The sequence below is a fragment of the Streptomyces coeruleorubidus genome (assembly GCF_028885415.1).
In the GTDB taxonomy this organism is placed as follows: domain Bacteria; phylum Actinomycetota; class Actinomycetes; order Streptomycetales; family Streptomycetaceae; genus Streptomyces; species Streptomyces coeruleorubidus_A.
Genome location: NZ_CP118527.1, coordinates 550,677 through 574,854, shown reverse-complemented (window position 1 = coordinate 574,854; position 24,178 = coordinate 550,677). Strand labels below are relative to the sequence as shown.

At 71.2% G+C, this 24,178-nt stretch carries 13 protein-coding genes and 10 pseudogenes; 18 read left to right on the top strand and 5 right to left on the bottom strand.

From position 1 onward, the window contains the following. Window positions 1-3 precede the first annotated feature (3 nt). The 3 genes and pseudogenes from PV963_RS43510 to PV963_RS02800 all read left to right on the top strand — a co-directional run. Window positions 4-78: pseudogene (locus tag PV963_RS43510) on the top strand (short-chain dehydrogenase); the annotation flags it as partial. Window positions 79-149: 71 nt separating this feature from the next. Then, complete coding sequence (locus PV963_RS02805) at window positions 150-725, top strand: short-chain dehydrogenase (RefSeq protein WP_274813973.1); 576 nt, start codon at window positions 150-152, stop codon at window positions 723-725. A 40-nt stretch (window positions 726-765) separates the two neighbouring features. Then, entirely contained in the window at window positions 766-1,245 is a 480-nt protein-coding gene (locus tag PV963_RS02800; RefSeq protein ID WP_274813972.1) for a hypothetical protein, read from the top strand. 73 nt (window positions 1,246-1,318) lie between these two features. On the opposite strand, the gene PV963_RS02795 is transcribed toward PV963_RS02800, so the two are convergent. Next, window positions 1,319-3,979: a cellulosome protein gene (locus PV963_RS02795; RefSeq protein ID WP_274813971.1), complete on the bottom strand. Its 2,661-nt coding sequence runs from the start codon at window positions 3,977-3,979 to the stop codon at window positions 1,319-1,321. A 341-nt stretch (window positions 3,980-4,320) separates the two neighbouring features. Here PV963_RS02795 and PV963_RS02790 point away from each other — a divergent pair, with 341 nt between their 5' ends. The 5 genes and pseudogenes from PV963_RS02790 to PV963_RS02770 all read left to right on the top strand — a co-directional run bounded on the left by PV963_RS02790 (window position 4,321) and on the right by PV963_RS02770 (window position 10,329). Beyond that, entirely contained in the window at window positions 4,321-5,343 is a 1,023-nt protein-coding gene (locus PV963_RS02790; RefSeq protein WP_274813970.1) for a LacI family DNA-binding transcriptional regulator, read from the top strand. Between the two features lie 119 nt (window positions 5,344-5,462). Further along, on the top strand, window positions 5,463-6,704 hold the full coding sequence (locus PV963_RS02785) for a sugar ABC transporter substrate-binding protein (RefSeq protein ID WP_274813969.1): 1,242 nt from the start codon (window positions 5,463-5,465) through the stop codon (window positions 6,702-6,704). Between the two features lie 10 nt (window positions 6,705-6,714). After that, window positions 6,715-7,701 (top strand): carbohydrate ABC transporter permease, encoded by a 987-nt coding sequence (locus PV963_RS02780; RefSeq protein WP_274813968.1) that lies wholly within the window; start codon window positions 6,715-6,717, stop codon window positions 7,699-7,701. Further along, window positions 7,698-8,522: a carbohydrate ABC transporter permease gene (locus PV963_RS02775; RefSeq protein WP_274813967.1), complete on the top strand. Its 825-nt coding sequence runs from the start codon at window positions 7,698-7,700 to the stop codon at window positions 8,520-8,522. The genes PV963_RS02780 and PV963_RS02775 overlap by 4 nt, the downstream gene beginning before the upstream one ends. A 114-nt stretch (window positions 8,523-8,636) precedes the next feature. Further along, window positions 8,637-10,329 (top strand): annotated as a pseudogene (locus PV963_RS02770) (amylo-alpha-1,6-glucosidase). 25 nt (window positions 10,330-10,354) lie between these two features. Here the strand turns inward: PV963_RS02770 and PV963_RS02765 are convergent. Beyond that, window positions 10,355-11,086 (bottom strand): NAD(P)/FAD-dependent oxidoreductase, encoded by a 732-nt coding sequence (locus PV963_RS02765; protein WP_274813966.1) that lies wholly within the window; start codon window positions 11,084-11,086, stop codon window positions 10,355-10,357. On the opposite strand from PV963_RS02765, the gene PV963_RS02760 reads away from it, so the two are divergent. Further along, on the top strand, window positions 11,015-11,602 hold the full coding sequence (locus PV963_RS02760) for an Lrp/AsnC family transcriptional regulator (protein WP_274813965.1): 588 nt from the start codon (window positions 11,015-11,017) through the stop codon (window positions 11,600-11,602). The genes PV963_RS02765 and PV963_RS02760 overlap by 72 nt on opposite strands. Window positions 11,603-11,680: 78 nt before the next feature. Here the strand turns inward: PV963_RS02760 and PV963_RS02755 are convergent, their stop codons facing one another. Further along, a complete protein-coding gene (locus PV963_RS02755; protein WP_274813964.1) occupies window positions 11,681-13,360 on the bottom strand; it encodes an NAD-dependent malic enzyme in 1,680 nt (559 codons plus the stop codon). 162 nt (window positions 13,361-13,522) lie between these two features. On the opposite strand from PV963_RS02755, the gene PV963_RS02750 reads away from it, so the two are divergent. The 4 genes and pseudogenes from PV963_RS02750 to PV963_RS02735 all read left to right on the top strand — a co-directional run bounded on the left by PV963_RS02750 (window position 13,523) and on the right by PV963_RS02735 (window position 17,074). Further along, window positions 13,523-14,341 carry a DUF6069 family protein gene (locus tag PV963_RS02750; RefSeq protein ID WP_274813963.1) on the top strand — a complete coding sequence of 273 codons (819 nt, stop codon included), beginning with the start codon at window positions 13,523-13,525 and terminating at the stop codon, window positions 14,339-14,341. Next, window positions 14,227-15,066 carry a LacI family DNA-binding transcriptional regulator gene (locus PV963_RS02745; RefSeq protein WP_274821918.1) on the top strand — a complete coding sequence of 280 codons (840 nt, stop codon included), beginning with the start codon at window positions 14,227-14,229 and terminating at the stop codon, window positions 15,064-15,066. The genes PV963_RS02750 and PV963_RS02745 overlap by 115 nt, the downstream gene beginning before the upstream one ends. Further along, window positions 14,997-15,754, top strand: a pseudogene (locus PV963_RS02740) (IclR family transcriptional regulator). Before PV963_RS02745 ends, PV963_RS02740 begins: the two are co-directional and overlap by 70 nt. 114 nt (window positions 15,755-15,868) lie before the next feature. Beyond that, window positions 15,869-17,074, top strand: a complete 1,206-nt coding sequence (locus tag PV963_RS02735) for a PP2C family protein-serine/threonine phosphatase (RefSeq protein WP_274813962.1) — start codon at window positions 15,869-15,871, stop codon at window positions 17,072-17,074. 8 nt (window positions 17,075-17,082) lie between these two features. Here the strand turns inward: PV963_RS02735 and paaK are convergent. Further along, window positions 17,083-18,391: pseudogene (gene paaK / locus PV963_RS02730) on the bottom strand (phenylacetate--CoA ligase PaaK). 216 nt (window positions 18,392-18,607) lie between these two features. Between paaK and paaA the strand changes: the two are divergent. The 5 pseudogenes from paaA (at window position 18,608) to paaE (ending at window position 22,324) form a co-directional block, all read left to right on the top strand. After that, window positions 18,608-19,588 (top strand): annotated as a pseudogene (gene paaA, locus PV963_RS02725) (1,2-phenylacetyl-CoA epoxidase subunit PaaA). Then, window positions 19,585-19,877, top strand: a pseudogene (gene paaB, locus PV963_RS02720) (1,2-phenylacetyl-CoA epoxidase subunit PaaB). The pseudogenes paaA and paaB overlap by 4 nt, the downstream one beginning before the upstream one ends. A gap of 10 nt (window positions 19,878-19,887) precedes the next feature. Then, a pseudogene (gene paaC, locus PV963_RS02715) lies at window positions 19,888-20,708 on the top strand (1,2-phenylacetyl-CoA epoxidase subunit PaaC). Then, window positions 20,702-21,215: pseudogene (gene paaD / locus PV963_RS02710) on the top strand (1,2-phenylacetyl-CoA epoxidase subunit PaaD). Before paaC ends, paaD begins: the two co-directional pseudogenes overlap by 7 nt. Beyond that, window positions 21,215-22,324, top strand: a pseudogene (gene paaE / locus PV963_RS02705) (1,2-phenylacetyl-CoA epoxidase subunit PaaE). Before paaD ends, paaE begins: the two co-directional pseudogenes overlap by 1 nt. Window positions 22,325-22,426: 102 nt before the next feature. Here the strand turns inward: paaE and PV963_RS02700 are convergent. Beyond that, window positions 22,427-24,038: pseudogene (locus tag PV963_RS02700) on the bottom strand (PucR family transcriptional regulator). Between the last annotated feature and the right edge of the window lie 140 nt (window positions 24,039-24,178).

The window sequence follows — 24,178 nt, the reverse complement described above, 5'->3', positions numbered from 1 at the left end:
GAGATGACTGACATGGCATTGGTTCTGGTGACCGGAGCGGCCGGCGGGCTCGGGCGCAACACGGCGGAGGCGCTGGTCGGCGAGGGGCACGACGTGGTCGTCCACGTCCGCAACCCGGCCCGGCTCTCCGGCGCGGACGACAGCGCCCGGTGGAAAGGCGTCATCACCGGGACCTGGCCGAGCCGGCCGAGATCCGCGATGTCGCCCGGCAGGCCGCCGGGTTCGGCCGTTTCGACGCCGTCATCCACAACGCCGGCGTCATGCACCGCCCGGAGGACGTCACCGTCAACACGGTCGCGCCCTACGTGCTGACGGCCCTGATGGACAAGCCGGCCAGGCTCATCTACCTCAGCAGCTCCATGCACCGAACGGGCTCCACCGACCTGCGACGGCCGGCCGTCGGATCCGCCTCCTACGACGACACCAAACTGTGGGTCACCACCCTCGCGCTCGCGTTCGCCTCCCGCTGGGAAGGAACCTCCAGCCACGCGGTCGACCCCGGGTGGGTCCCCACCCGTATGGGCGGGCGCGGCGCACCGGACGATCTGACCGCCGGCCACGAGACGCAGGCATGGCTCGCCACCCACCCCGACGTGACCCCGGCCACCGGCGGCTACTGGTACCACCGGCAGACCCGGACACCCCACCCCGCCTCGCAGGACGAACGGTTCCAGACTCAGCTCGTCCAAGCCCTGGAGAGGCACACGGGCGTCGCGCTCGACTGACCCTTGACCTCAACCTCGGTTCAGGTACGACCCTCGGCGTATGGAGATCTCAAACAGCGGAACCATTCTCTTCCGCAACACCATGCGCATCACCGACGGTCACCTCGACGGCTTCCGGCACGCTGTCACTCAGGCGGTGGCCTTCACCCAAGAGCACGGCCCCCAGCTCATGGTGGAGGTTTTCATCGACGAGGAGCGGATGCTGGCGCACAGTTTCCAGCTCTACCGCGACTCCGATGCCGTTCGCACGCACTGGCGGCTGTCGGACCCGTACATCCGCGACGTGATGGAGCACTGCACCGTGCAGCACTTCGAGATATTCGGCGAGCCGGACCCCGACATCGTGGCGGCTCTGAAAACCCCCGACGGCGGCGGCTTCCCCTTCACCGTCTCGCCCCGCCTCGCGGGCTTCAACCGCCTTGCGACACCTGCTCGGGGGCATAGCCAGCACCCGGCCCACGAATGCGGTGATCCGGCTCCCCGTTCTCGGTTCTCGGCCGGCCCGGCCTGTGGTGGGTGAAGCAGCGCGGGCACGACGTGCGAGGCGAGGCGCCGACCGGGCTTCCGGATCGGCGCCTCGCGTTCACCAGGGGCTACTTGGCCGCCATCGGCGTGATGGCGAGCCGGTCGATCACCGGTGCGTACGGGGACCGCTGGTCGTACTGGTTGTAGGTGTCGCCGTTGAAGTCGGGGAGTTCCTCGGCGGTGAAGGTGAGCCGGTTCGTGCCCTTCTTCAGGGTGACCGGGACGGTCAGGTCCCAGAAGTTGTTGAAGTGGAAGGTGGTCGGGAACAGCACCCGGCGGGCCGGTCCGCCGTTGACGGAGAGGTCGGCGTGGCGGGCGATCGGGTCGGGGTTGTAGTGGGTGGCGGGTGCCTGCTCGGCGTTGGAGTAGCGGATGGTCAGCGCGTGCCGCCCGGCCCTGGCGGCCACCACGTCGACGGTGAGGGCGTTGCCCTTGCCGTCGCCGATGTCCGTGACGGCCTTGCCGTTCGCGGCGAACGGGTAGGCGCCGGTGACCTTCGCCGCGCCGGTGAGCGTGCCGTTCTCGGCCTGGTAGACGGTGGGCACCAGGGTGCCCTTCGACGGGGCGACCCGCAGTCGGTCGAGGATCAGCTCGCCCGCCGTACCGGTGACGGTGATCTTGTTGATGCCGCCGGACAGGAACAGCCGGACCGTGTCCGTGCCCTTCCCGGTCCCGCCGGCCAGGGGCAGGTCGAGCTTCTCGCCGTTGAGGGCCAGCCTCGCCCGGCCGCCGCCCAAGTGGTCGACCGACACGGTCGATTCACCGTCGGCGGGGGAGTGGACCCAGAACGTCGCGGAGGCGCCCTTCGGCAGCGGCACGGCACCGGGACCGGAGGCGCCGGGGCGGGTGTAGCCCGGCCGGGTTCCGGTGAGAGTGGCGTACTCGGCCTCGTAGATCGCCGGGGCGGTCACCTTCTCGTCGCGCAGGGCGAGATCGATCTTGTCGATGATCGCGTCACCCTTGGTGACCCCGAGGTCGGCGTCCTGAGCGGCCAGCGTGATCCGGTGCTTGCCCGCCGTCAGCTTCACCGTCGTGTCGGTGTGGCCCCAGACCACCCACTTGTAGCCCAGCGGCAGCCTCAGTTCCTGCGGCTCCTTGCCGTCGACCCGCAGGAAGACGTTGGTCGGGCCCTGTTCCTTCACCAGGTCGTACAGGTTGTAGGAGTTGGCGAAGACGCTCAGGTCGTACGTGCCGTCCTGCGGGACCTCGACGTCGAAGGCGAGGACCCCGTCGGAGCCGGTGCGCAGTCCGCCCACGTTGTAGGCGCCCGATGTGGCGAATTTACCGACGTCGGAGGGCGTGCCCTCGGGGCCGTTCCTGGAGTAGCCCTTGCCGGTGTAGGTGGCGTTCTCCGCCTCGTACGTCTTGCGCCAGCTGACCGAAGGCGCGGCCGGTTTCCCGCCGTTGCCGCCGGGGGAGAGGATGACCTGGTAGGCGGACATCTCGTTCATGCCGGTCATCGGCAGCGTGACCGATCCGTCCGCGCCGACCGTCAGTTCCTGGTCCGCGAGCCGCAACGGCTGTGCCGAGTCGCCGACCTGACCGCTCCAGGGGATCTCCTGGACGGTGGCGCGCACGGTCTTCCCGAACAGCTTCGGGTCGACGTGGTCGAAGACGATGTCGGCGTCGCCGCTCTTGCCGCCGAAGAGGGCCCGGGACTGCTTCTTGTCCTGGTCGAGGGTCGCCACGCCCTGGAGTGTGTACTGCTGGTTGGGGTGCGGGGCGGTCACCTTCACGGTGTGGCCGGACATCTGCCCGTAGGCGTTGAACAGCCACCACTGGCCGTTGCCCTTGTTGGCCTCCACGGCCGAGTCGTTGAGGTTGCCGTCGATGTTCCAGTACGCCAGGTCGGCGTCGATCTTCGACTCCTCGATGGCGGAGACCCACTGGACGACCTGGCCGGGCACCGACAGGTGGTAGTTGTGCCCGTACTCGTTGACGTTGATCGGCAGCGGGCCGACCCCGACGTCCTTCTCCATCTGTCGGTACTTCGCCACGTTCGTGCGGACCGCGGCGGGCGACGACAGCTCGTGCCAGGTCATCACGTCCGGCACCACGTCGTTGGCCTTGGCGTACTGGAGGAAGCCCTTGACCTGGCTGTAGAGGACGCTGGTGTTGGGGCCGGCGATGCGGGCGTCCGGGTCGAGGTCCTTGATGAGGTGGTAGACCTCCTTCCAGGCCGCGAAGTAGTGCTGGGGGTCCTTCAGCCAGGAGACCTTGTTGTAGCTCCACTCGCCGGTCCCGAACATGTTCCCTTCGGGCTCGTTGAAGGGCACGTAGACGACGTTGTCCTTGTACTCGCCCATGGTCAGGACCTGCTGGACCTGCTTCTTGATCTTCTTCTTGAAGTCGGCGAGCCGCGCCGGACCGTCCGCGCCCGGCCACTGGTACGGGAAGCCGCGGTAGATGTCGGTCATGTAGATGTAGACGTCCTTGCCGCCGGAGTCCACGAACGGCGGCAGCATCTCCAGGGCGTCCGCTCCCGGGTGCTGCGGACCGTCCTGCGCCTTCGTCGACACCGTGCGCAGATGCATGCCCTCGATCAGGTTGCGGCTCGGCACGCCGTCGCCGTACACGCCGTACAGCGAGCCGGAGGCGCCGCCGTGGAAGGCACCGGTGTCGGTGGCGAGGTCGATGACGAGCCGTTCCCGCTCCGCGGCCCCGGCGGTCCCCGCGGAAGGGCCGGCCAGGAGGGTGGCGAGGGCGGCCGTCGCCGCGGCTGTGGCCACAGTCGTTCTTCTTCGTCGCACTGAGGTCTCCGTGGTTTCCGTACTGCTCGGACGCTGACTGCTCGGACGCTGAATCGGACACTGAAGGAGTCGAACCGGTTCGACTCGTCGCATGGAAATGGGCTGCGACCCGTCCGTCGACCCTTACGGCACACAGAGACCGCCGCTCGTCGAACCGGTTCGCAGGAAGTTAGCACTGGCGAAATCCCCCAGCAATACCCCTGCCGCAGGACAAGAAGTGCTGCGCGGGGTGTTGACAGCCGCCCGGGCAGTTCTTAGCTTCACTTCACGCGAACCGGTTCGACAGTCGCCGGTTCGGCAGCCCACGCAAGGAGTTCCCCGTGAACATCGGTGAGATCGCCCGGCGGGCCGGTGTCTCGCGGAGCACCGTGTCCTACGCGCTGAGCGGCAAGCGTCCGGTGTCGGACGAGACACGCCGGAAGATCCAGGAGGTCATCGACGAGCTGGGCTACCGGCCCAACGCCAGCGCACGCGCTCTGGCCAACGGCCGGACCAGCACGATCGGCCTGGTCTTCCCGCCGGCCGGGAACCACTACACCGGCATGCAGCTGGACTTCATCGGCAGTGTCGTCGAGGCCGCCGCGGCCCACGACTACGACGTGCTGCTGTCGCCGAGCGGCGTGGACAGCGACCGCTCCTTCCAGCGGCTGCTGGGGGAACGGCGGGTCGACGGCGCGATCCTGATGGAGATCAGACTGGAGGACGACCGGGTCGATCACCTGGCCGCCCTGGACTTCCCCTCCGTGGCCATCGGCCGCACCGCGCATCCGGAGGGCGGCTGGTGGGTCGGCCTGGACCACACCGCGCTGGCGGCCGCTTGCGTCCACCACCTCGCGGACCTCGGCCATCGCCGGGTCGCCTTCGTCAACCGGCCGGAGCAGCTCCTGCGGGCGGGGTACGAGTCCGCGCACCGGGGACTGGACGGGTTCACCAAGGCCGCGGCCGAGCGCGGGCTGACGGTGCGCACGTACTGCTGCGGGGACGACGCCGCGTCCGGCCAGGCGTGCCTGGAGCGGATCCTGCACGACGATCCGGCGACCACGGCCCTGGTCACGCTGAACGAGGCTGCGCTGGGCGGCCTGTACCGAGGGCTCGCCCAGGCAGGGCGCCATGTGCCGCGTGACTTCTCCGTCACCGGAGTCGTGGCCGGCCGGTGGGCGGAGACGGTGACCCCGCAGCTCACCGCGGCCGACGTACCCGCCGAGGAGATGGGCCGCCGCGCCGTCGACCTGCTCATCGAACGGCTCGACCATCCCGACGCGCCGCCTCGGCACCACCTTCTCGCACCGCCCATCTCGCTGCGGGCGAGCACCGGGCCCGCCGGCTCTGCGTCCCCCGCCTGACCCTCGAACCCTCCTCCGACTCTCCTCACTTCACCAGGCAAGCCGCCGCCGTTCGGCGTGCCCGCACACCCTCGTCACCTCTCCCACGGCACCCGTATGCCAAGAACGAAGGACCCGCCATGCACAGCTCCTCCAGACGGCTCCTCGCCACCGTGGCCCTGTCGACCGTCGTCGCCGTCGTCGGCACCGCCTGTTCCTCCGGAGCGGGCAGCACCGACGCCAAGGACGCCGACAGCGGCACCTACACGATCTGGGACCCGTACCCGCAGTTCGCCAAGGGCTCGGCCTGGACGAAGCTGCTGGACAAGTGCGGCACCCAGGCCGGTGTGAAGGTCAAGCGGACCGGCTTCGACACCAGCGACCTGGCCAACAAGACGCTGCTGGCGGCCCAGCAGGGCAACTCCCCGGACGTGCTCATCGTCGACAACCCCGTGGTCTCGACCCTGGCCGAGGCGGGCGTGCTCACCACGACCGACGACAACAAGCTCGCCACCTCCAAGGTCGACCCGAACCTGCTCGCGGCCGGCCAGTCGGGCGGCAAGACGTACGGCACGCCGATCGGCGCCAACACCCTCGCCCTCTACTACAACAAGAAGGTGCTGAAGGAGGCCGGGGTGGACATCGCCTCGGTCAAGGACTGGAAGTCGCTGACGGCGGCGCTGGAGAAGGTGAAGAAGGCCGGCAAGAAGGGCATCACGTTCTCGGCGATCGGCACCGAGGAGGGCAGCTTCCAGTTCCTGCCCTGGTTCTGGGGATCGGGCGCGCAGCTCACCAAGGTCGACTCGGACGAGGCCGTCTCCGCACTGTCGCTGTGGCAGGACTGGCTGAAGCAGGGCTACGCCCCCAACTCGGTCATCAACAACACCCAGACGACCAGCTGGCAGGAGTTCGCCGGCGGCGACTACGCCTTCGCCGAGAACGGCACCTGGCAGCTCGCAAACGCCGAGAAGGCCGGCTTCGAGTACGGCGTCCTGCCGATCCCGGGCGCCGACGGGGGCAACGCGGCGGCCCCGACCGGCGGCGAGTTCGTCACCCTCCCGGTCCAGGACGACACCGGCCGCTACACCACCTCGCAGAAGCTGGCGGCCTGCCTGACCAGCACCCAGAACCTGTACGACACCGACACCACCTTGTCCTACGTGGCCCCCACCGCCGAGGTCCAGAACAAGCAGGTGGCGGCGAACCCCGCGCTGAAGGCCTGGGTCGACGCGGTCAAGTCGGCCAAGGGACGCACCAGCGGCGACCTCGGCACCAAGTACCCCAAGATCTCGGAGCAGTTGTGGAAGGCGGTCCAGTCCGCCCTCAGCGGGGCGAAGTCCCCGAAGGACGCTCTCACTTCGGCGCAGTCCGCAGTCAAGTGACGTGGGCCCGATGAAGCAGTCGACATATCCGCCGGCCCGCCGGCCCGCGCTCGACCGGGACGGCGGGGCGGCCACCGCCGCCCCGCCCCCGGCCGGTCCCGCGCCGCGTCGCCGCCCGGCCTCCCAGCAGTGGGCCGCCTGGGCCTTCCTCGCCCCGGTCACCCTCTACCTCGTCCTCTTCTACGCCTATCCCCTCTACCGCAACCTCGACCTGAGCCTGCGCAACTACACGGTCCGCTCCTTCGTCCAGGGCAACGCGCCCTTCACGGGCCTGGAGAACTACACGAAGATCCTCGACGACCCGACGTTCACCCCGGCCCTGCTCCACACCGTGGTGTTCACGGCCGTGTGCCTGGTCTTCCAGTACGCCATCGGCCTGGCCCTCGCGGTCTTCTTCCACCAGCACTTCCGGCTGTCGGCGACCCTGCGCGCCCTGTTCCTGGTGCCGTGGCTGCTGCCGCTGATCGTGTCGGCCTCGACCTGGTCGTGGATGCTCAACAGCGACTCCGGCATCGTCAACGCCCTGCTGAGCACCATCGGTATCGGCCCGGTGAACTGGCTGACCTCACCGTCCTGGTCGCTCACCTCGGTGATCATCGCGAACATCTGGATCGGCGTCCCCTTCAACCTGGTCGTGCTCCACAGCGGCCTGCAGTCCATCCCCGCCGGCCTGTACGAGGCCGCGGCGCTGGACGGGGCGAACGCCTGGCAGCGCTTCTGGCGCATCACCTTCCCGCTGCTGCGCCCGGTGTCCGCGATCACCCTGCTGCTGGGCCTGGTCTACACGCTCAAGGTCTTCGACATCATCTGGATCATGACCAAGGGCGGCCCGGCGGACTCCTCCACCACCTTCGCCACCTGGTCCTACCAGCTCGGCTTCGGCAACCTCCTGCCCGCCTTCGGACCCGGAGCGGCCGTCGGCAACCTGCTCGTCGTCGCCGCCCTGGTCTTCGGCCTCGTCTACATCCGGGTCCAGCGAAAGCAGGCGCTGTCATGAACCGAAGCCCCAGCCGCACGTCGTGGAAGACGGCCATCGGGCTGCTGCTGACCGCGATCATGCTCTTCCCGGTGTACTGGATGCTCAACGTGTCCTTCACCCGCGACCAGGACATGCGCAAGAGCCCGCCGGACCTGCTGCCGCTGAACGGCACCCTGGCCGGTTACCGCACCGTCCTGGACGAGCAGTTGCCCTACCTCGCCACCAGCCTCGTCATAGGCCTGGGCACCGTCGTCCTGACCGTCGCCCTCGCCGCACCCGCCGGCTACGCCCTGGCCAAACTGCGCCCGCGCGGCGGCGGCGTGCTCGGCTTCCTCTTCCTGGTCGCCCAGATGATCCCCGGCATCATCATGGCGATGGGCTTCTACGCCATCTACCTCCAGCTCGGCCTGCTCCAGTCCGTGCCCGGCCTGATCGTCGCCGACTCCACCCTGGCCGTCCCCTTCGCCGTCCTCATCTTCACCGCGTTCATGTCCGGCATCCCCGGCGAACTGCTCCAGGCCGCGACGATGGACGGCGCCGGGCCCCTGACCACCTTCCGGTCCATCGTCCTGCCGATGAGCCGCAACGCCGTCGTCACGGTGTCCCTGTTCGCGTTCCTGTGGTCCTGGTCCGACTTCGTCTTCGCCAGCACCCTGGCGGGCGGCGGCGCCCACGAGCCGATCACCCTCGGCATCTACCACTACATCGGCAACAACAACCAGGAGTGGAACGCCATCATGGCCACCGCCGTCGTGGCCTCACTGCCCGCCACGGTGATCCTCGTCCTCGCCCAGCGCTACGTCGCCGCCGGTGTGACCGCCGGAGCCGTCAAGGACTGACCTCCCGCGAACTCCCGCGGACCTCCCCTTCTGCCGACGATCCCTGCTCGAGAAACGAGTCACGCCTTCATGACCGCCGCCCCGTCGTCCGGACCTGCCTTCTCCGTCCACGACATCCCGTTCAGCACGTTCGGATCCTGGTTCGGCATCTCACCCGTGGTGGCGGAGAAGACCTACGCCGAGGACCTCCACCTCGTCTCGCACCAGAACGGCATGCACGCCGTCCTCCGCCTCGTCCCCTGGACCCGGCGACGGGCGAGCGCGCCGACACCCGCGTCGAGGCGACACCGGGACTGCTCAGCTGGGTCGGCCCGGCCGGGCGCATCGACCTCGCCTACGAGTCGCCGGACACCGTACGCCTGCGGGGAGCGGCCTGGACATCGGCGTCTTCGCGGCAGCGCAGGTCCTGACGCCGTTCAGCGGGACGTACTTCTTCCACGACCCGGCAGCGGGCGCGCACGTGTTCACGTCGTACGAGACGGGACGCCGCTACCGCATCACCGTCCTGTCCGGCCGTATCGCCCGCACCGCCGGGGCCCAGGCCCTGGGCAGCGGCGACCGAGGTCTCGCCCTGGCCGAGGCGGCGGACGGCGGGTGGGAGATCGCCATCGAGGAAGTGGACACCGCTCGCCCGCCGTACGCGTCCTCGGCCGCCTTCGGCGAGATCGTGGCGGCGGCGCGCGGGTCCTTCGCGGACTTCGTCGACGCGGTGGCCCCCTGGCGTTCCTCCGCCACCCCGGCCGCCGAACTCGCCGCCTACGTCCTCTGGTCGGCGACCGTACGCCCGGCCGGACTCGTCTCCCGGCCCGCCGTACTCATGTCCAAGCACTGGATGGACAAGGTCTGGAGCTGGGACCACTGCTTCAACGCCCTGGCGCTGGCCCCGGGCTGTCCCGAACTGGCCACGGACCAGTTCGCCCTGCCCTTCGACCACCAGGACGGCAGCGGAGCCCTGCCCGACTCCGTCACCCACTCCGAGGTCCTCCACAACTTCGTCAAACCGCCCGTCCACGGCTGGGCGTCGGGCCATCTGCGCCGTCGGCTGCCGGTGGCTCCCAGCCGGGCGGAACTGGCCGAGATGTACGACCGGCTGGTCCGCTGGACGGACTTCTGGCTCACCGCGCGGCGCGCACCCGGTGCCGTCCTGCCCCACTACCAGCACGGCAACGACAGCGGCTGGGACAACGCCACCACCTTCGACCCCGAGCGGGTGGTCGTCACCGCCGACCTGGCCGCCTTCCTCGTCCTGCAACTGCATGAACTCGCTGATCTTGCCGCGGAGTTGCGGAAGCCGGACGAAGCGAGCCGGTGGACGCGAACGGCACACGACATCCAGTCGGCGCTGCTGGACGAACTCTGGACCGGCGAACGGTTCCTCGCCCGGGGAGCCGCCACCGGGCACACCTGGAGCAGCTCCAGTCTCCTCGACCTGATGCCCATCGTGTTGGGCGAGCACCTGCCCGGCGAGGTCTGCAGCGCACTGGCCGACCACATCAAGGCCCACCTGACCCCGTACGGCCTCGCCACCGAACTGCCCACCTCACCGCACTACCTCTCCGACGGCTACTGGCGCGGCCCCGTCTGGGCCCCCGCCACCGTCCTCATCGAGGACGGCCTGCGCCGCGCCGGCCACCACCGGCTCGCCGACGACATCAGCGCCCGCTTCCGCGCCCTGTGCGAGACCCACGGCTTCGCCGAGAACTTCGACGCCCTCACGGGCACGGGGCTGCGCGACCGCGCCTACACCTGGACCGCCGCCGGCTACCTCCTCCTCGCCGAAGCCCACGCACACCGGGGCGGCCACTGACCGGCGGGTCGAGCCCGGGCCTGTCTCACCGCAGCGGATGCAGCGCCGTCAACTCGGCCGCCCGGCGGCCCGTGACGATCGACTCCGCCAGCAACTTGCCGCTGAGGGGGCCCAGGGCGATGCCCCACATGCCGTGGCCCCCGCAGACGTGGCCCCGGGGCGAGCGGGTCGGGCCGACCATGGGCAGGCCGTCGGCCGTGCACGGGCGGGGGCCGGCCCACTCGTCGGTGCGGTGGGTGAGGCCGGCCGAAGGGAGCAGATCACGGACCGAGTTGACGATCGCCTCGATACGGCGGGGGCCGGCAGGGCGGTCGGGTGCCGTGAACTCCATCATTCCCACCACCCGCACCCGGTCCCCGAGCGGTGTGCAGACCACTCGCCGCTCGGCGAAGTACGTGGGCCGGGTGGGCAGCCCGCCCGGAGGCAGGGAGAAGCTGTAGCCGCGTCCGGACTGCACCGGGGTGCGCACACCGAAGGGCGCGGCCAGTCGGCCGAGCCAGGCTCCGGGGGCGAGGACGGCCGCGTCGGCATGCACGGACGTGCCGTCCCGGGCGAGGGCGACGACCCCGGTGCCCAGGTCCCGTACACGGGTGACCTCCAGGCCCGTGACGATCTTCCCGCCCCGGCCGCGGACCGCGTCGGCCGACGCCAAGACGAACGCCCCCGGGTCGAGGTGACGCTGGCCGTGCAGCCGCACGGCCGCGTCGACTCGCGACGAGAGCGCGGGCTCGAACTCGCGCGCCGCCGCCCCCGCCACCCGGCGCGGACGGCTGGCCGTCCCGCGTCGGCGGACGTGTCGCCCCCGTTCGACGGTGCCGGTGAACTCTCCCGGTCCGACCGGCTGCTGGTGAACGCCCTGGCCGGGGACGGGCGGTGCACGTTCGACGAACTGGCCCGGGTGGCCGGAGTGTCCGGGGCCACCGCCCGGCGCCGGCTGGGTGCCCTGCGCAGGGCCGGGCGGGTCCGCGTCCGAGCTGTGATCGAACCGGTGCTGCTCGGACTGCCGGTGGAGGCGGTGCTGTGGGTGCGGGCCGTGCCGTCGGAGGTCGATGCGGTGACGGCGGCGCTCGCCGGGTCCCCGCACGTCCGCTACGTCAGCTTCGTCACCGGCGAACGCCAGCTGCTGGTTCTGACCGCCTTTCCCGACGAGGCGGCGCTCCACGACTTCGTCACGCGTTCCTCGTGGTTGCGCGAGGCGGTGTCGGTGGACGTGTCGATGGTCCTCGGCGCGCTGAGGCGGGGCGGGATGCTCGCGCCGTGGCTGCGTGACTGACGTCCTGAGCTGAATCTCCTCCTGCCTCAGACGGTCGGTGCGCTCGCATCCGGACAACGCCGTCCGTCCGACGCGTGTCTAGGCCTCGTACCGCGGTGTCCACTGCGTCTTCGCGATCGCCTCGCGCAGTTCCGCCTCCGTCGCCCGCGGGGCCACCCCGTCCTCGACGGCGGCGAGTGCCGCGGCCAGGGCGATCTCGCGAGCGGACTCGCGCATCCCGGTCAGGGGCGGCAGCAGCGGCACGGGACCGTCCTCGCCGTGCGCGGCCCGTACCGCGCACTCGGCGACGGCCCGGGCGGCGGCCACCATCATGCGGTCGGTGACGCGCGTGGCGCGGCTCGCGGTCACCGCGAGCCCCATGGCCGGGAAGACGTACACGTTGTTCGACTGCGCCACGGGCACCTCGTGCCCGTCCACCGTCAGCGGCGGGAAGGGCGAGCCGGTGGCGATCAGCGCGCGGCCGTCTGTCCAGCGGGTGAGGTCGGCGGGCTCGGCCTCGGAGTGGGAGGTGGGGTTGGAGAGCGGGAAGATGACGGGCCGTTCGCAGGTCGAGGCCATCTGCCGCACGATCTCCTCGGTGAACGCGCCATGAGCGGTCGACAGCCCGATGAGCGCCGTCGGCTCGACGCGGCGCACCACCTCGCCGAGGCCGGTGCCGTCCCAGCCGGTCACCTCGTTGTCGTCGCGCGCGAACGTCCGCTGCTGCGGGGTCAGTTCCGTGCGCGACCGCACCAGCAGGCCGTCGACGTCGAGGATCCAGAACCGTGCCGTGGCCTCGTCCTCGGACAGACCCTCCTCGATCATGGCCGTCCGGATCATGTCGGCGACACCGATGGCCGCCGACCCCGCCCCCAGGATCACCAGGCGCTGCTCGGACAGCGGAGTGCCGGACACGTTCGCCGCGGTGGACAGGGCACCGAGCGTGACGGCCGCCGTGCCCTGGATGTCGTCGTTGAAGGTGAGCAGCCGGTCCCGGTAGCGCGCGAGGATGGGATGGGCGTGGGCGGTGGCGAAGTCCTCCCACTGGAGCAGCGTCCCGGGAAGCTCCGCCTCGACCGCCGACACGAAGGCCTCGATCATCTCGTCGTACTCGGCGCCGGTCAGCCTGGGGGCGCGCCGGCCGAGGTAGCGCGGATTGCGGAGCAGGTCCTCGTTGTCGGTGCCGACGTCCAGCAGGACCGGCAGGGTGCGGGCGGGGTGGATGCCGCCGATCGCCGTGTAGAGGCTGAGCTTGCCGATGGGGATGCCCATCCCGCCGACGCCCTGGTCGCCCAGGCCGAGGATGCGCTGCCCGTCGGTGACGACGATGACGTCCACGTCCTTGTCGCGGTGCGGGCGGTTGCGCAGGATGTTCCGGAAGCGGTGCCGGTCCTCCCACGTCAGGAACAGCCCGCGCGGCCGCCGGTAGATCTCGCTGAAACGCTGACAGGCCTCACCCACCGTCGGCGTGTATACGACGGGCAGCAGCTCCTCCAGGTACTCGGTGACCAGACGGTAGAAGAGCACCTCGTTGGTGTCCTGGAGCTGACGCAGATAGATGTGCCGGTTGAGGGGCTTGTCGTAGCCGTGGAACGCCTCGTAGGCGCGCGCGACCTGCTCGTCCAGGGTCTCCACGGCGGGCGGCAGCAGCCCGTCGAGACCGAGCTCCGCGCGCTCCTGCCGGCTGAAGGCGGTGCCCTTGTTGACCAGCGGATCGGCCAGGGTCGTGACGGCGGGGCTGGTGGTCGTGCGGGGGTGCTGGTTCATCGGCTGGTCCATGGTGTGACGCGTTCCCTGGACTCGCCGGTTCGTGCAGGCGACTTGCGCCGTTCGGTCCAACAGTCGTTTCGGTCCTCGGTTCACCGATGAGTTCCCGCGCGTCGCCCGGTCTACCTCTCCGTAAGGCGCACCGAGCCCCAACACCGAGCAGGAGAAGGCGACATGAGCGTGACGATCCCTCAGACGCAGGTCCGGACCGAGTCCCACACCCCCGGCTTCCTTTCCACCCGCCCCGTATGGCTGGTCGGCGTCCTGGCGACGCTCGCCGGTGCCGTCGTGACGGAGGCGTTCGCGCTCGTCGCCCGGGCCGCGGGCGTCCCGATGGAGGCGGCCAGCCCCGGGGCCGAGGAAGCCGCGGAGATCCCCGTCGGCGGCTTCGTCGGCGGCGTGCTGTTCTGGGGGGTCGCCGGGATCGTCCTGGCCGTGGTGCTCGCCCGCTGGGCACAGCGGCCCGCCCGCACCTTCGCCGTGACCACCGTCGTCCTCACCGCACTGTCCCTCGCCGGGCCGGCCGTCGCCCCGCACACGGCCACGTCCACCCAGATCGTCCTCGCCGCCTCCCATGTGGTGGCCGCCGCGGTGATCATCCCCTGGTGGCACGGCGGCTGTCCCACGTGCAGAGGTGACGCCCTCGACTCCCCGCATCCCGACACCGGCCCGTCGCGCTCACCGCCGACGGGCCGTCGTCGTGTGCGTGCCGCTGTCCCTCGCGGCAGCCCCCTTGAGCTACTCGCCCGACGGCGCGGTCAGCGGTACGCCCAGGCCCACCGCGGTGCCGGGGTTCGGCGTGCCGTCGGCGTTCCAGGTGACTTCCAGTGGCAGGACGGGCCGGCGGCCCCGCGCCGCGCAGCGTGGACGTGGCCCGGCTGGCCGGCGTCTCGCAGAAGACGGTTTCGAGGGTGCTCAGCGGGGAGCCGTACGTCTCCGACGAGGTGCACCGCCGGGTGCTGGAGGCGGCCGGGGAACTCGGCTACCGGCTGAACAGCGCGGCCAGGGCACTGGCCTCCGGGCGGACCCGCTCCATCGGCGTCGTCACGCTCGGCACCGCCCTCTACGGGCCCGCGTCGCTCCTGATCGGCGTCGAGCGGGCCGCGCGGGACGCGGGATACGCACTCCGGATGGTCAACACGCTCGAAGGCGATCCGGGCGGCGTCGTCGGCGCCGTGGAGTCGCTGCTGGAGCAGGGCGTGGACGGCATCGTCGTCTCCGAGCCCATCGACGAGGGAGCGGTCGCCCTCAGCGTCGACGTGCCGGTCCTCGTCCTCGGCGCGCCGGCGACGTTCGGCGGCACCCGGACCGTCGCCACCGGCGTCGGCGCCGAATTCCTCGCGCGCACGGCCACCGAACACCTGCTGGACCTCGGCCACACCACGGTCCACCACCTCGCGGGCCCCGAACGGTGGTTCGCCGCCCGGGACCGCATGGAGGGCTGGCGCAGTGCCCTCACCGCGCGGGGCAGGGAGCGGCCGGCCGTACCCGTCGGCGACTGGTCGGCCGCGTCGGGCTACGAGGCGGGCCGCGCCCTCGCCGCCGACGGTGACGTCACCGCCGTGTTCGCCGCCAACGACGACATGGCATCGGGCCCGGCAGCCGCCCCGGCCTTGCCCACGCCGTACCGCTGGCGCACGCTGGTCGTATGGGTGCGCAAGAGGGCCCTACGCTCATCACCTCCGTCCAGCGGGCCATGCGGCTGCTGGAGGCGGTGAGCGCACACCAGAACGGCGCGCCGGCGAAGCAGCTGGCGCGTGAGACCGGGCTGCCTCTGGCCACCGCCTATCACCTGCTGCGCACGCTGGTGCACGACGGCTACGTGCGGAAACTGGACGACGGCGGGTTCATCCTCGGTGACAAGTTGCAGAGCATCCGGACCACGGGGCGCGCGCAGGCGCTGCTCAGCCGCGTCCGGCCCACGCTCGCCGCGCTGCGGGACGAACTCACGACCCCGCCTATCTCACCTTCTACGAGGAGGGCGAGATCCGGGTCGCCGAGATCGTCGACGGCCCCGGGACGCCCCGCGTCGATCTCTGGGTGGGCTTCGAGGACGCGGGACACGCGACCGCACTGGGCAAGTCCGTGCTCAGGGAACTGGACGAGGAGTCCCGCAAGGACTACCTCTCCCGCCACCACCTCGCCGACCTCACCCCGCGGACCGTCACCAGCCTGCCGGAACTGCTCCGGCGGCTGGACACCTCACCCCTGGCCCCGGCCGTCACGGACCTGGAGGAGTACGCCCTCGGCACGGTCTGCGTCGCCGTCCCGGTCTACAGCGGGGACACACTCGGCTCCCTCGGCGTCTCACTGCCGGCGAACCGGCTCTCCCGGCTTCCGGAGATCAGCGAACGGCTGCTCCCGACCGCGAGCCGCGTGACGAGGAGCCTCTCGCTCACTATCTGAAAATCCGCTCCTTGCCGGTGTCCCAGCTCACCCCGTTTTCTGGATGAAACAGACATTTCCGGGGTGTGCCCCAGCCTGGCGCCCCGCTCACAGGTGAGGACCACGGATACAGACATGACCCACACCCGAGACCTTGGTGACGACCACTGGGCCGTACGGCCGTTCAAGAACCGAGTGGCCGGTGCCCGGGCCTCGGCCCGCAGACGCGCATTCGCGCAGCTGGCCGCCGGTATACCCGTCCTGCCCGTAGTGATCGTCACCGTCATCGTGCTCGTCGACCTCGTCGGCGGAGCCGGGATGATCTGGCTGCCCCTGCTCGCGGCCGGACCGGCCCTCGCTGCCACGACCAACGGGCCGCGCGGGGTCCTCTCGGTCGGCCTCCTCGCCGTCGCACTCGGCGCGACGCTCGGCATCCGGGACGGTATCCCGGGCCGGGAACTGGCCGCCGTACTGTCCGCCCTCGTGGCCGTCACCCTCGCGAGCGGCCTGGCCGGCGTCCTGCGGGGGCGCCGGGAGCGGGTGCTCGCGGCCGTCCGCTCGGTCGCGGAGACCGCCCAGCACGCGCTGCTCAAGCCCGTGCCGTCGACCGTCGGACCGTTCCAGGTGGCCGTCCGCTACAGCGCCGCGGCGGCCGAGGCCCGTATCGGCGGGGACCTCTACGCCCTGATACCCACCCCGCACGGGGTGCGGCTGATCGTCGGCGATGTGCGCGGCAAGGGGCTGCCCGCCGTGGGGACCGCCGCGCTGGTGCTCGGTGTCTTCAGGGAGGCCGCCCACGACGAGCCCGATCTCCTCGCCGTGGTCGACAGGATCGAGCGGAGCCTGGCGCGCAACCTCGGTCACGACGACTTCGTCACGGCCGTGGTCGCCGGATACCCGCAGGCCGGGCATCTGGAGGTGGTGAACTGCGGGCACACGCCGCCGCTGCTGGTGCGTGCCTGCGGGAGCGTCACGCCCGTGGAGCCCGCCCATCCGTCACCGCCTCTCGGACTGCGCGCCCTCACCGGTCACGCGCCCAGCCTCCACAAGCTTCCCTTCGACGAAGGTGACCAGCTGCTGCTCTACACCGACGGTGTCACCGAAGCCCGGGACCACGGGCGGGCCTTCTATCCGCTCGCCGAAGGACTGGAGCGCCACGTGTCCCACGAGCCGGCCCGCACTCTCGACGCGCTCCACGACGAGCTGCTGGCCCATGTGGGCGGCCGGCTGCACGACGACGCGGCGCTGCTCCTGATCCGCAAACCGGCCGCGTCCGAAGCGGGCGTGCCCGCCGAGGTGACCGCTTCCGGCGCGGCTCCCGAGGTGCGGTGCTACCTGTGAGGGAGGTGTTACCGCTCCTCGCGCAGATCCTTGACCCGGCGGAGTTTGCCGACGGAGCGCTCCAGGGTCTCCGGTTCGACGATCGCCACGTCGACGGTGACGCCGACTCCGTCCTTGACGTCCTTCGCGATCGCGCGGGCGGCGGCCTCGCGCAGTCCGGCGGGTGTGCCGGGGCGGGTTTCGACGCGGACGGTCATGTGGTCCATGCGGCCGCGCCGGGTCAGCTGGATCTGGAAGTGCGGGGCGACGCCGGGCGTGCGCAGCACGATCTCCTCGATCTGGCTGGGGAAGACGTTCACCCCACGCAGGATGATCATGTCGTCGCAGCGGCCGGTGATCTTCTGGATGCGACGGAAGGCGGGCCGGGCCGTGCCGGGCAGCAGCCGGGTCAGGTCGCGGGTGCGGTAGCGGACGACCGGCAGGGCCTCCTTGGTCAGGGACGTGAAGACCAGCTCGCCCTCCTCGCCCTCGGGCAGTACCTCGCCCGTGATCGGGTCGACGACCTCGGGATAGAAGTGGTCCTCCCACACGTGCAGCCCGTCCTTGGTCTCCACGCACTCCTGGGCGACACCCGGGCCGATCACCTCCGACAGGCCGTACATGTCGACGGCGTGGATGTCCATCCGCTCCTCGATCTCGCGGCGCATCTCCTCCGTCCACGGCTCGGCACCGAAGACGCCCACCCGCAGGCTGCTGCCACGCGGGTCGACGCCCTGGCGTTCGAACTCGTCGAGCAGGGTGAGCAGGTAGGAGGGGGTGACCATGATGATCTCGGGCTGGAAGTCCTGGATGATCTGCACCTGGCGTGCCGTCATGCCCCTGAGGCGGGGATGACGGTGCACCCGGCCCGCTCGGCGCCGTAGTGGGCGCCGAGGCCGCCGGTGAACAGGCCGTAGCCGTAGGAGATGTGCACCTTGTGCCCGGGACGGCCGCCCGCGGCACGGATCGAGCGGGCGACCAGGTCCGCCCACATCGACAGGTCGTTCTCCGTGTAGCCGACCACCGTCGGCCGCCCGGTGGTGCCGCTGGAGGCGTGGACGCGGCGGACCTGGTCCATGGGGACGGCGAACATGCCGAACGGGTAGGTGTCCCGCAGGTCCGCCTTGGTAGTGAAGGGGAAGCGGGACAGGTCCGCCAGGGTCCGGCAGTCGTCGGGCGTGACGCCGGCCTCGTCGAACTTCTTCCGGTACGTCTCCACGTTGTCGTAGGCGTGGCGCAGGCTCCGGCTTGTCGTAGGCGTGGCGCAGGCTCCGGCGCAGGGTCGAGCTGGAGCTCGCGCAGTTCCTCGCGCGTCAGGCGCTCAGCGTCGTCCAGCAGGTCGTGGGGGAGGGGTTCGCCCCGCGCTGTCCAGCCGCCGTGTCAGCTGTACGTCTCACTTCACGCACCACCTTGTAACCCGACCGACCATTCGGTTAGCTTCGGCGCTGCCAAGTAATCCAGCCGCCTCTAGGCCTGTCAAGGATCAGGGGCTTACCAAGGCGCGCGGGGCGTTCTATGATGGACCGAACGAATGGTCGGTTGGAAGTGAGACGGATGGACACGACACACTCCAGCCCCCCGGGGGGGGACGGCGCCGAGCCGGTTCTCCAGCAGCACTTCGACGCGACGATCGCGCGGGACCAGCGGATCGAGCCGCGTGACTGGATGCCGGAGGGCTACCGGAAGACGCTCGTCCGGCAGATCGCGCAGCATGCGCACTCGGAGATCATCGGCATTGCAGCCGGAGGCGAGTGGATCACGCGTGCGCCGTCGCTGCGCCGCAAGGCCATTCTGTTCGCGAAGGTCCAGGACGAGGCCCGGGCACGGGCTGTATCTGTACTCGGCGGCGGAGACGCTGGGCGCCGACCGTGCGGATCTGACCGAGCGGCTTCGAGGGCCGCCAGAAGTACTCCTCGATCTTCAACTACCCCACGCTGAGCTTCGCGGACGTCGGGGTGATCGGCTGGTTCGTGGACGGGGCGGCGATCTGCAACCAGGTGCCGCTGTGCCGCAGCTCCTACGGCCTTACGCGCGTGCGATGGTGCGGATCTGCAAGGAGGAGTCGTTCCATCAGCGGCAGGGCTACGAGCTGCTGATGACGATGATGCGGGCACCGCGGCAGCGGGAGATGGTGCAGGACGCGGTGAACCGCTGGTGGTGGCCGTCGCTGATGATGTTCGGCCCGCCCGACGACGCCTCGCCCAACTCCGCGCAGTCCATGGCCTGGAAGATCAAGCGGCACAGCAACGACGAGCTGCGCCAGCGCTTCGTCGACATGACCGTCCCGCAGGCCGAGAAGCTCGGCGTGACGCTGCCCGACCCGGAGCTGCGCTGGAACGAGGAGCGCGGACACCACGACTTCGGCACCCCCGACTGGACGAGCTGATGCGGGTCATCAAGGGCGACGGCCCGTGCAACGCCCAGCGGATGGGGCGGCGACGCACCGCTCATGAGGAGGGTGCCTGGGTGCGTGCGGCGGCCAGCGCCCACGCGGCCAAGCAGGCCGCCCGCGCGGAGAAGGGAGCGGTGGCATGACCGCCGAGAAGCAGAACTGGCCGCTGTACGAGGTGTTCGTGCGCGGCAAGCGCGGGCTGAACCACGTCCACGTGGGCTCGCTGCACGCCGCCGACGACCGTATGGCGCTCACTCACGCCCGGGACCTGTACACGCGGCGCAACGAGGGCGTGAGCATCTGGGTGGTGCGCTCCGAGCACATCGCCGCCTCGACCCGCGACGAGAAGGACCCCTTCTTCGAGCCGAGCGCCGACAAGGTCTACCGGCACCCGACCTTCTACGACATTCCCGACACGTCCCGCACATCTGAAGGAGAGGGCATGAGCGACGACCACGTCTACATGACCCTCGCCGAGGGACACGAGGACGACACCGCTGGGCCTACGGCACCGGCTTCGAGGACCCCCTGCACGGCGTCGACACCGCCGTACCCGACGGCGTCGACGCCGGGGAACTGGCCGCCCTCTGCGTCACCCTGGCCGATGACGCCCTGGTCTCGGCCCAGCGGCTGGCCGAGTGGACCACCCGCGCCCCGGAGCTGGAAGAGGAGGTGGCGCTGGCCAACATCGGGCTCGACCTGCTCGGCCAGGCCCGCCTGCTGTACTCCCGAGCCGGCCAGGTCGACGGCACCGGGCGCGGCGAGGACGCCTACGCCTACTTCCGCGACGCCGGCGAGTTCCGCAACGTACGCCTTGCGAACTCCCGGGCGGCGACTTCGCGTTCTCGGTCGTGCGGCTGCTGGTGTTCTCCAGCTGGCGCCGTCGCACTTCGAGCGGCTCACCGCCCACGGCGACCCGGTGCTCGCGGCGATCGCTGCCAAGGGTGTGAAGGAGCTGACCTACCACCGGCAGTACGCGGCCGAGTGGGCGGTACGGCTGGGCGACGGCACCGAGGAGTCGCACCGCCGGACGCGCAGGGCGCTGGAGCAGGTGGCGCCTACCTGGGCGAGTTGTTCACGGCGTACGACGTACGGGACGAGGTCGTCGCCGTCCTGCGGCAGGTCACCGAGGCGGCGGGCTGCCATGCCCGTCTACCGGCCGCTGCCCGGCTCGGGCCGCAGCGGGGAGCACACGAAGCATCTCGCCCCGCTGCTGGCCGAGTTGCAGGGCGTGGCCCGCGCCCCCCGGAGGCGACATGGTGACCACACTGCCGGCCGCGCGAAGGGCCCGGCGCATCGCCGAGCAGGTCCCGGACCCGAGCTGCCCATGCTCACGCTGGCCGACCTCGGCGTGCTGCGCGAGGTGTCCCTGGACCCGGACGGGACGGTGGTCGCGAGCCTGACCCCGACCTACTCGGGCTGCCCGGCCATGGCCGAGATGCGGCGGGCGTGGCCGCCCGGCTCAAGGACGCCGGCTACGCGCGCGTGGAGATCCGCACCGTCCTCGACCCGCCGTGGACCAGCGACTGGATCACGCCGGCCGGCCGCCGCAAGCTCGCCGAACACGGCATCGCCCCGCCCGGGGCAGCGCCCGCGCGCGCCGCCGGACCGGTGCCGCTCGTGCTGTCGCCGACCCGCCGCTCGGTGCCCTGCCGCGCTGCGGCGGCGCGGACACGGAGGAGACCTCCCGCTTCGCCGCCACGTCCTGCAAGGCGCTGTGGCGCTTGCCTCGTCTGCCGCGAGCCGTTCGAGTACGTCAAGGAGATCTGATGGAGGACCTGATGGAGCCGGCCCCCGCCCCGGCGGCACGCGCGCGTGCCCGCGACGTCCGGTCTTCCACCCCCTGCGGGTCGCCGCCGTGCAGCCGCTGTGCGAGGACGCGGCGGCCGTCAGCTTCGACATCCCGGCCGAGCTGACCGAGGAGTTCGCCTTCGCGCCCGGCCAGTCGCTCACCCTGCGGCGCGAGGTCGACGGCCGGGACGAGCGCCGGTCGTACTCGATCTGCTCACCCGCCGGCACGGCACGCGCATCGGCGTCCGGGTCGTACCCGGCGGCCTGTTCTCCTCCTGGCTGTGCACGAGGTGCGCCCCGGCGACACCGTCGAGGTGATGGCCCCCACCGGCGCCTTCACTCCCGACCTCACCACCCCCGGCACCACGTCCTGATCGCGGCCGGCTCCGGCATCACGCCCATGGTCTCCATCGCCGAGTCCGTCCTGGCCGCCGACTCCCGCTCGACGGTCACCCTCTTCTACGGCAACCGCCGCTCCGGCACCGTGATGTTCGCCGACGAGCTGGCCGACTGAAGGACCTCTACCCGACGCGGTTCCAACTCGCCCACGTCCTCTCCCGTGAGCCCCGCGAGGCCGAGGTGCTCTCCGGCCGCCTCGACGCCGACCGGCTGTCGGCGCTCATCGACGCGCTGGTCGACGTGGAGTCCGCCGACCACTGGTGGCTGTGCGGCCCGCACGGCATGGTCCGCGCCGCCCAGCAGGTCCTGGCCGGCCGCGGCGTGCCCGGCGACCGCGTCCACCAGGAGCTGTTCTACGCCGACGACGAGCCCGTACGCGAGGTCCACCACGCCGAGGCCGGCCCCTCCGGCCCGGTCAGCCAGGTCACCGTCACCCTCGACGGCCGCTCCACCACCTCCGCCCTCCCCCGCGAGCGGACCATCCTCGAAGGCGCCCAGCAGACCCGCCCCGACCTGCCGTTCGCCTGCAAGGGCGGCGTCTGCGGCACCTGCCGCGCCCTGGTCACCGACGGCAAGGCCGACATGCGCCGCAACTTCGCCCTCGAACCGGCCGAGTCGACGCGGGTTACGTCCTCACCTGCCAGTCGTTCCCGGTCTCCGACGCCCTGACGGTGGACTTCGACACCTGAGCCCCACCCCGAGGGGCGCCGCTCACCCTCCAGAAGGAGGCCGCGGACGGCTCGCAGGAGTGGCGGCTGGTCCGGCAGGCGGGGCCTCGGCCCCACTGACGTTCACCCGTCGCGCAGCACGCGCAACGCCGTGAGGGCGACGTGGAGTTCGGTGCGCCGTTCACCGGATTCGAGGTCGGTGTCGAGGAGGGTTCGATGGTGCGCAGACGCTGGTACATCGTCTCCCGGGACAGGCCGCCCCGACGGGCCGCGGTGGTCTTGTTGCCGGCGGCGTCGAGGTAGTGCCCGAGCGTCGTCAGCAGGTCGGTGCCGTGCCGGGTGTCGTGGTCGATGAGCCGGCCGAGGCGCCGTTCGGTGTAGTCCTGGATCCGGGTGTCCTCGCGCAGGGCGTACAGCAGGCGGCGCAGGTCGATGTCCGGCAGCTCGTGGAAGGAGCGGTCGGCGGGAAGGGGCTGGCCGGCGGGGTGGCCTCGATGACGCGGGCCGCCTCCCGGAAGGAGCGGGCGGTGTCGGCGAGGTCCGCCACCTCCGAGCCGGCGCTCACGAGCGCCTCCGGGGACAGCCCAGCGCGGTGCGGCTCAGGCGCTCGGCCGCCGGACGCCAGGGCTGGGCGGCGCAGGGCCAGCGACACCCAGACGGCCGGGGGAGAGCTCGCCGACGAGCGCCGGGACACCCGCCGACCTGAGCTCCCGGTGCAGTCGGGACTCCGGCTCCGCCCCCGCGGCACAAGGGCCCAGGTCGACGAGCAGCGCCAGGAATCGGCTGTCCTCGGTGGGCAGGCCAGCGCGGCGCAGCGGGCCCGGGCGTCCGCGGGGGAGTGGTGGCGCTGTTCGGCCAGTTCCCGCAGGGCGCTGCGGTGGGCCGTGTGTTCCCACGGCGTGGCGTGGATGAGGCGGGCGACGGTCAGCGCCATCGCCGTCCTCTCCAGGACGGTGACGTGCTCCGGCCCGAAGTCCGGCCCGTCGTCGGGAGCCCGGAGCATGGCCAGACGGCCCCAGCGTTCACCCTGGTAGGAGACCGGCGCGGTCAGCCAGCCCTCCGGACCGCCACCTCCGTGTGGTCGCCCGGCTCGGTGGCCCGGGAGCGCTGCTCCCAGCCGGTGAGCGCCTCCTGCACCGTGCTGCCCGACGGCTCGCAGATCAGAGCCTGGTGCGCCAGGTTCTCCAGGACGACCGTGCGGCCGCTCATCTCCGCCGCCGCACGCACCACGTCCTGAGGCCCCGCGCCGCGCAGCGTCAGCGCGGTGAACGCCTCGTGGATCCGCTGGGTCCGGCGCATCGCGTCGGCCTGGTTGCCGAGGATGAGGGCGTGGACGACCTGGGTGACCTCCAGGAAGTTGACGTCCCGGGCGAGGGTCACCAGGGGAAGCCCCGGGCGCGGCAGGCCTGGACGAGGGCGTCGGGCGGGCGGTGGTAGCGCCGTACCAGCTCGATGACCAGGGCGGCAGCTCCCACCTCGGTGAGTTCGTCGACGTACCGGCGGACCCCCGCGGCGTCCTCGGCAGCGGCATGCCCGTCGTCAGGACCAGCTCCCCGCCCTTGAGGAAGGACGCCGGGTCCGTCAGCTCGGTGATGTGCACCCAGCGCACCGGCCGGTCCAGCTGGGCCAGCCCGGTGACGACCTGGGGCTGTCCGGCGGCCAGGACGGGCAGGGCCAGCACGTCGGCGACGGTCGGCGCGCGACCGGCCGGGGCCTTCGGGTGGTTCTCGTTCACGGTGACTCCCTGCTCGCCCGGTCACTCTGACAAGCGCCACTGACCTGCGCAAGAGCTGTCCACGGCAGGGGCGGGCGGGACCCGAGGGGTTCGGAGGTTGACACAACGTCCGAACAACGCGTTCCGGCTGGACAGATCAC

Excerpts from the sequence above, each read along its gene's own strand:
- PV963_RS02775 (WP_274813967.1), top strand. The coding sequence starts at position 7,698 with ATGAACCGAAGCCCCAGCCGCACGTCGTGGAAGACGGCCATCGGGCTG.
- PV963_RS02785 (WP_274813969.1), top strand. The coding sequence starts at position 5,463 with ATGCACAGCTCCTCCAGACGGCTCCTCGCCACCGTGGCCCTGTCGACC.
- PV963_RS02750 (WP_274813963.1), top strand. The coding sequence starts at position 13,523 with ATGAGCGTGACGATCCCTCAGACGCAGGTCCGGACCGAGTCCCACACC.
- PV963_RS02800 (WP_274813972.1), top strand. The coding sequence starts at position 766 with ATGGAGATCTCAAACAGCGGAACCATTCTCTTCCGCAACACCATGCGC.
- PV963_RS02755 (WP_274813964.1), bottom strand. The coding sequence starts at position 13,360 with ATGGACCAGCCGATGAACCAGCACCCCCGCACGACCACCAGCCCCGCC.
- PV963_RS02735 (WP_274813962.1), top strand. The coding sequence starts at position 15,869 with ATGACCCACACCCGAGACCTTGGTGACGACCACTGGGCCGTACGGCCG.
- PV963_RS02780 (WP_274813968.1), top strand. The coding sequence starts at position 6,715 with ATGAAGCAGTCGACATATCCGCCGGCCCGCCGGCCCGCGCTCGACCGG.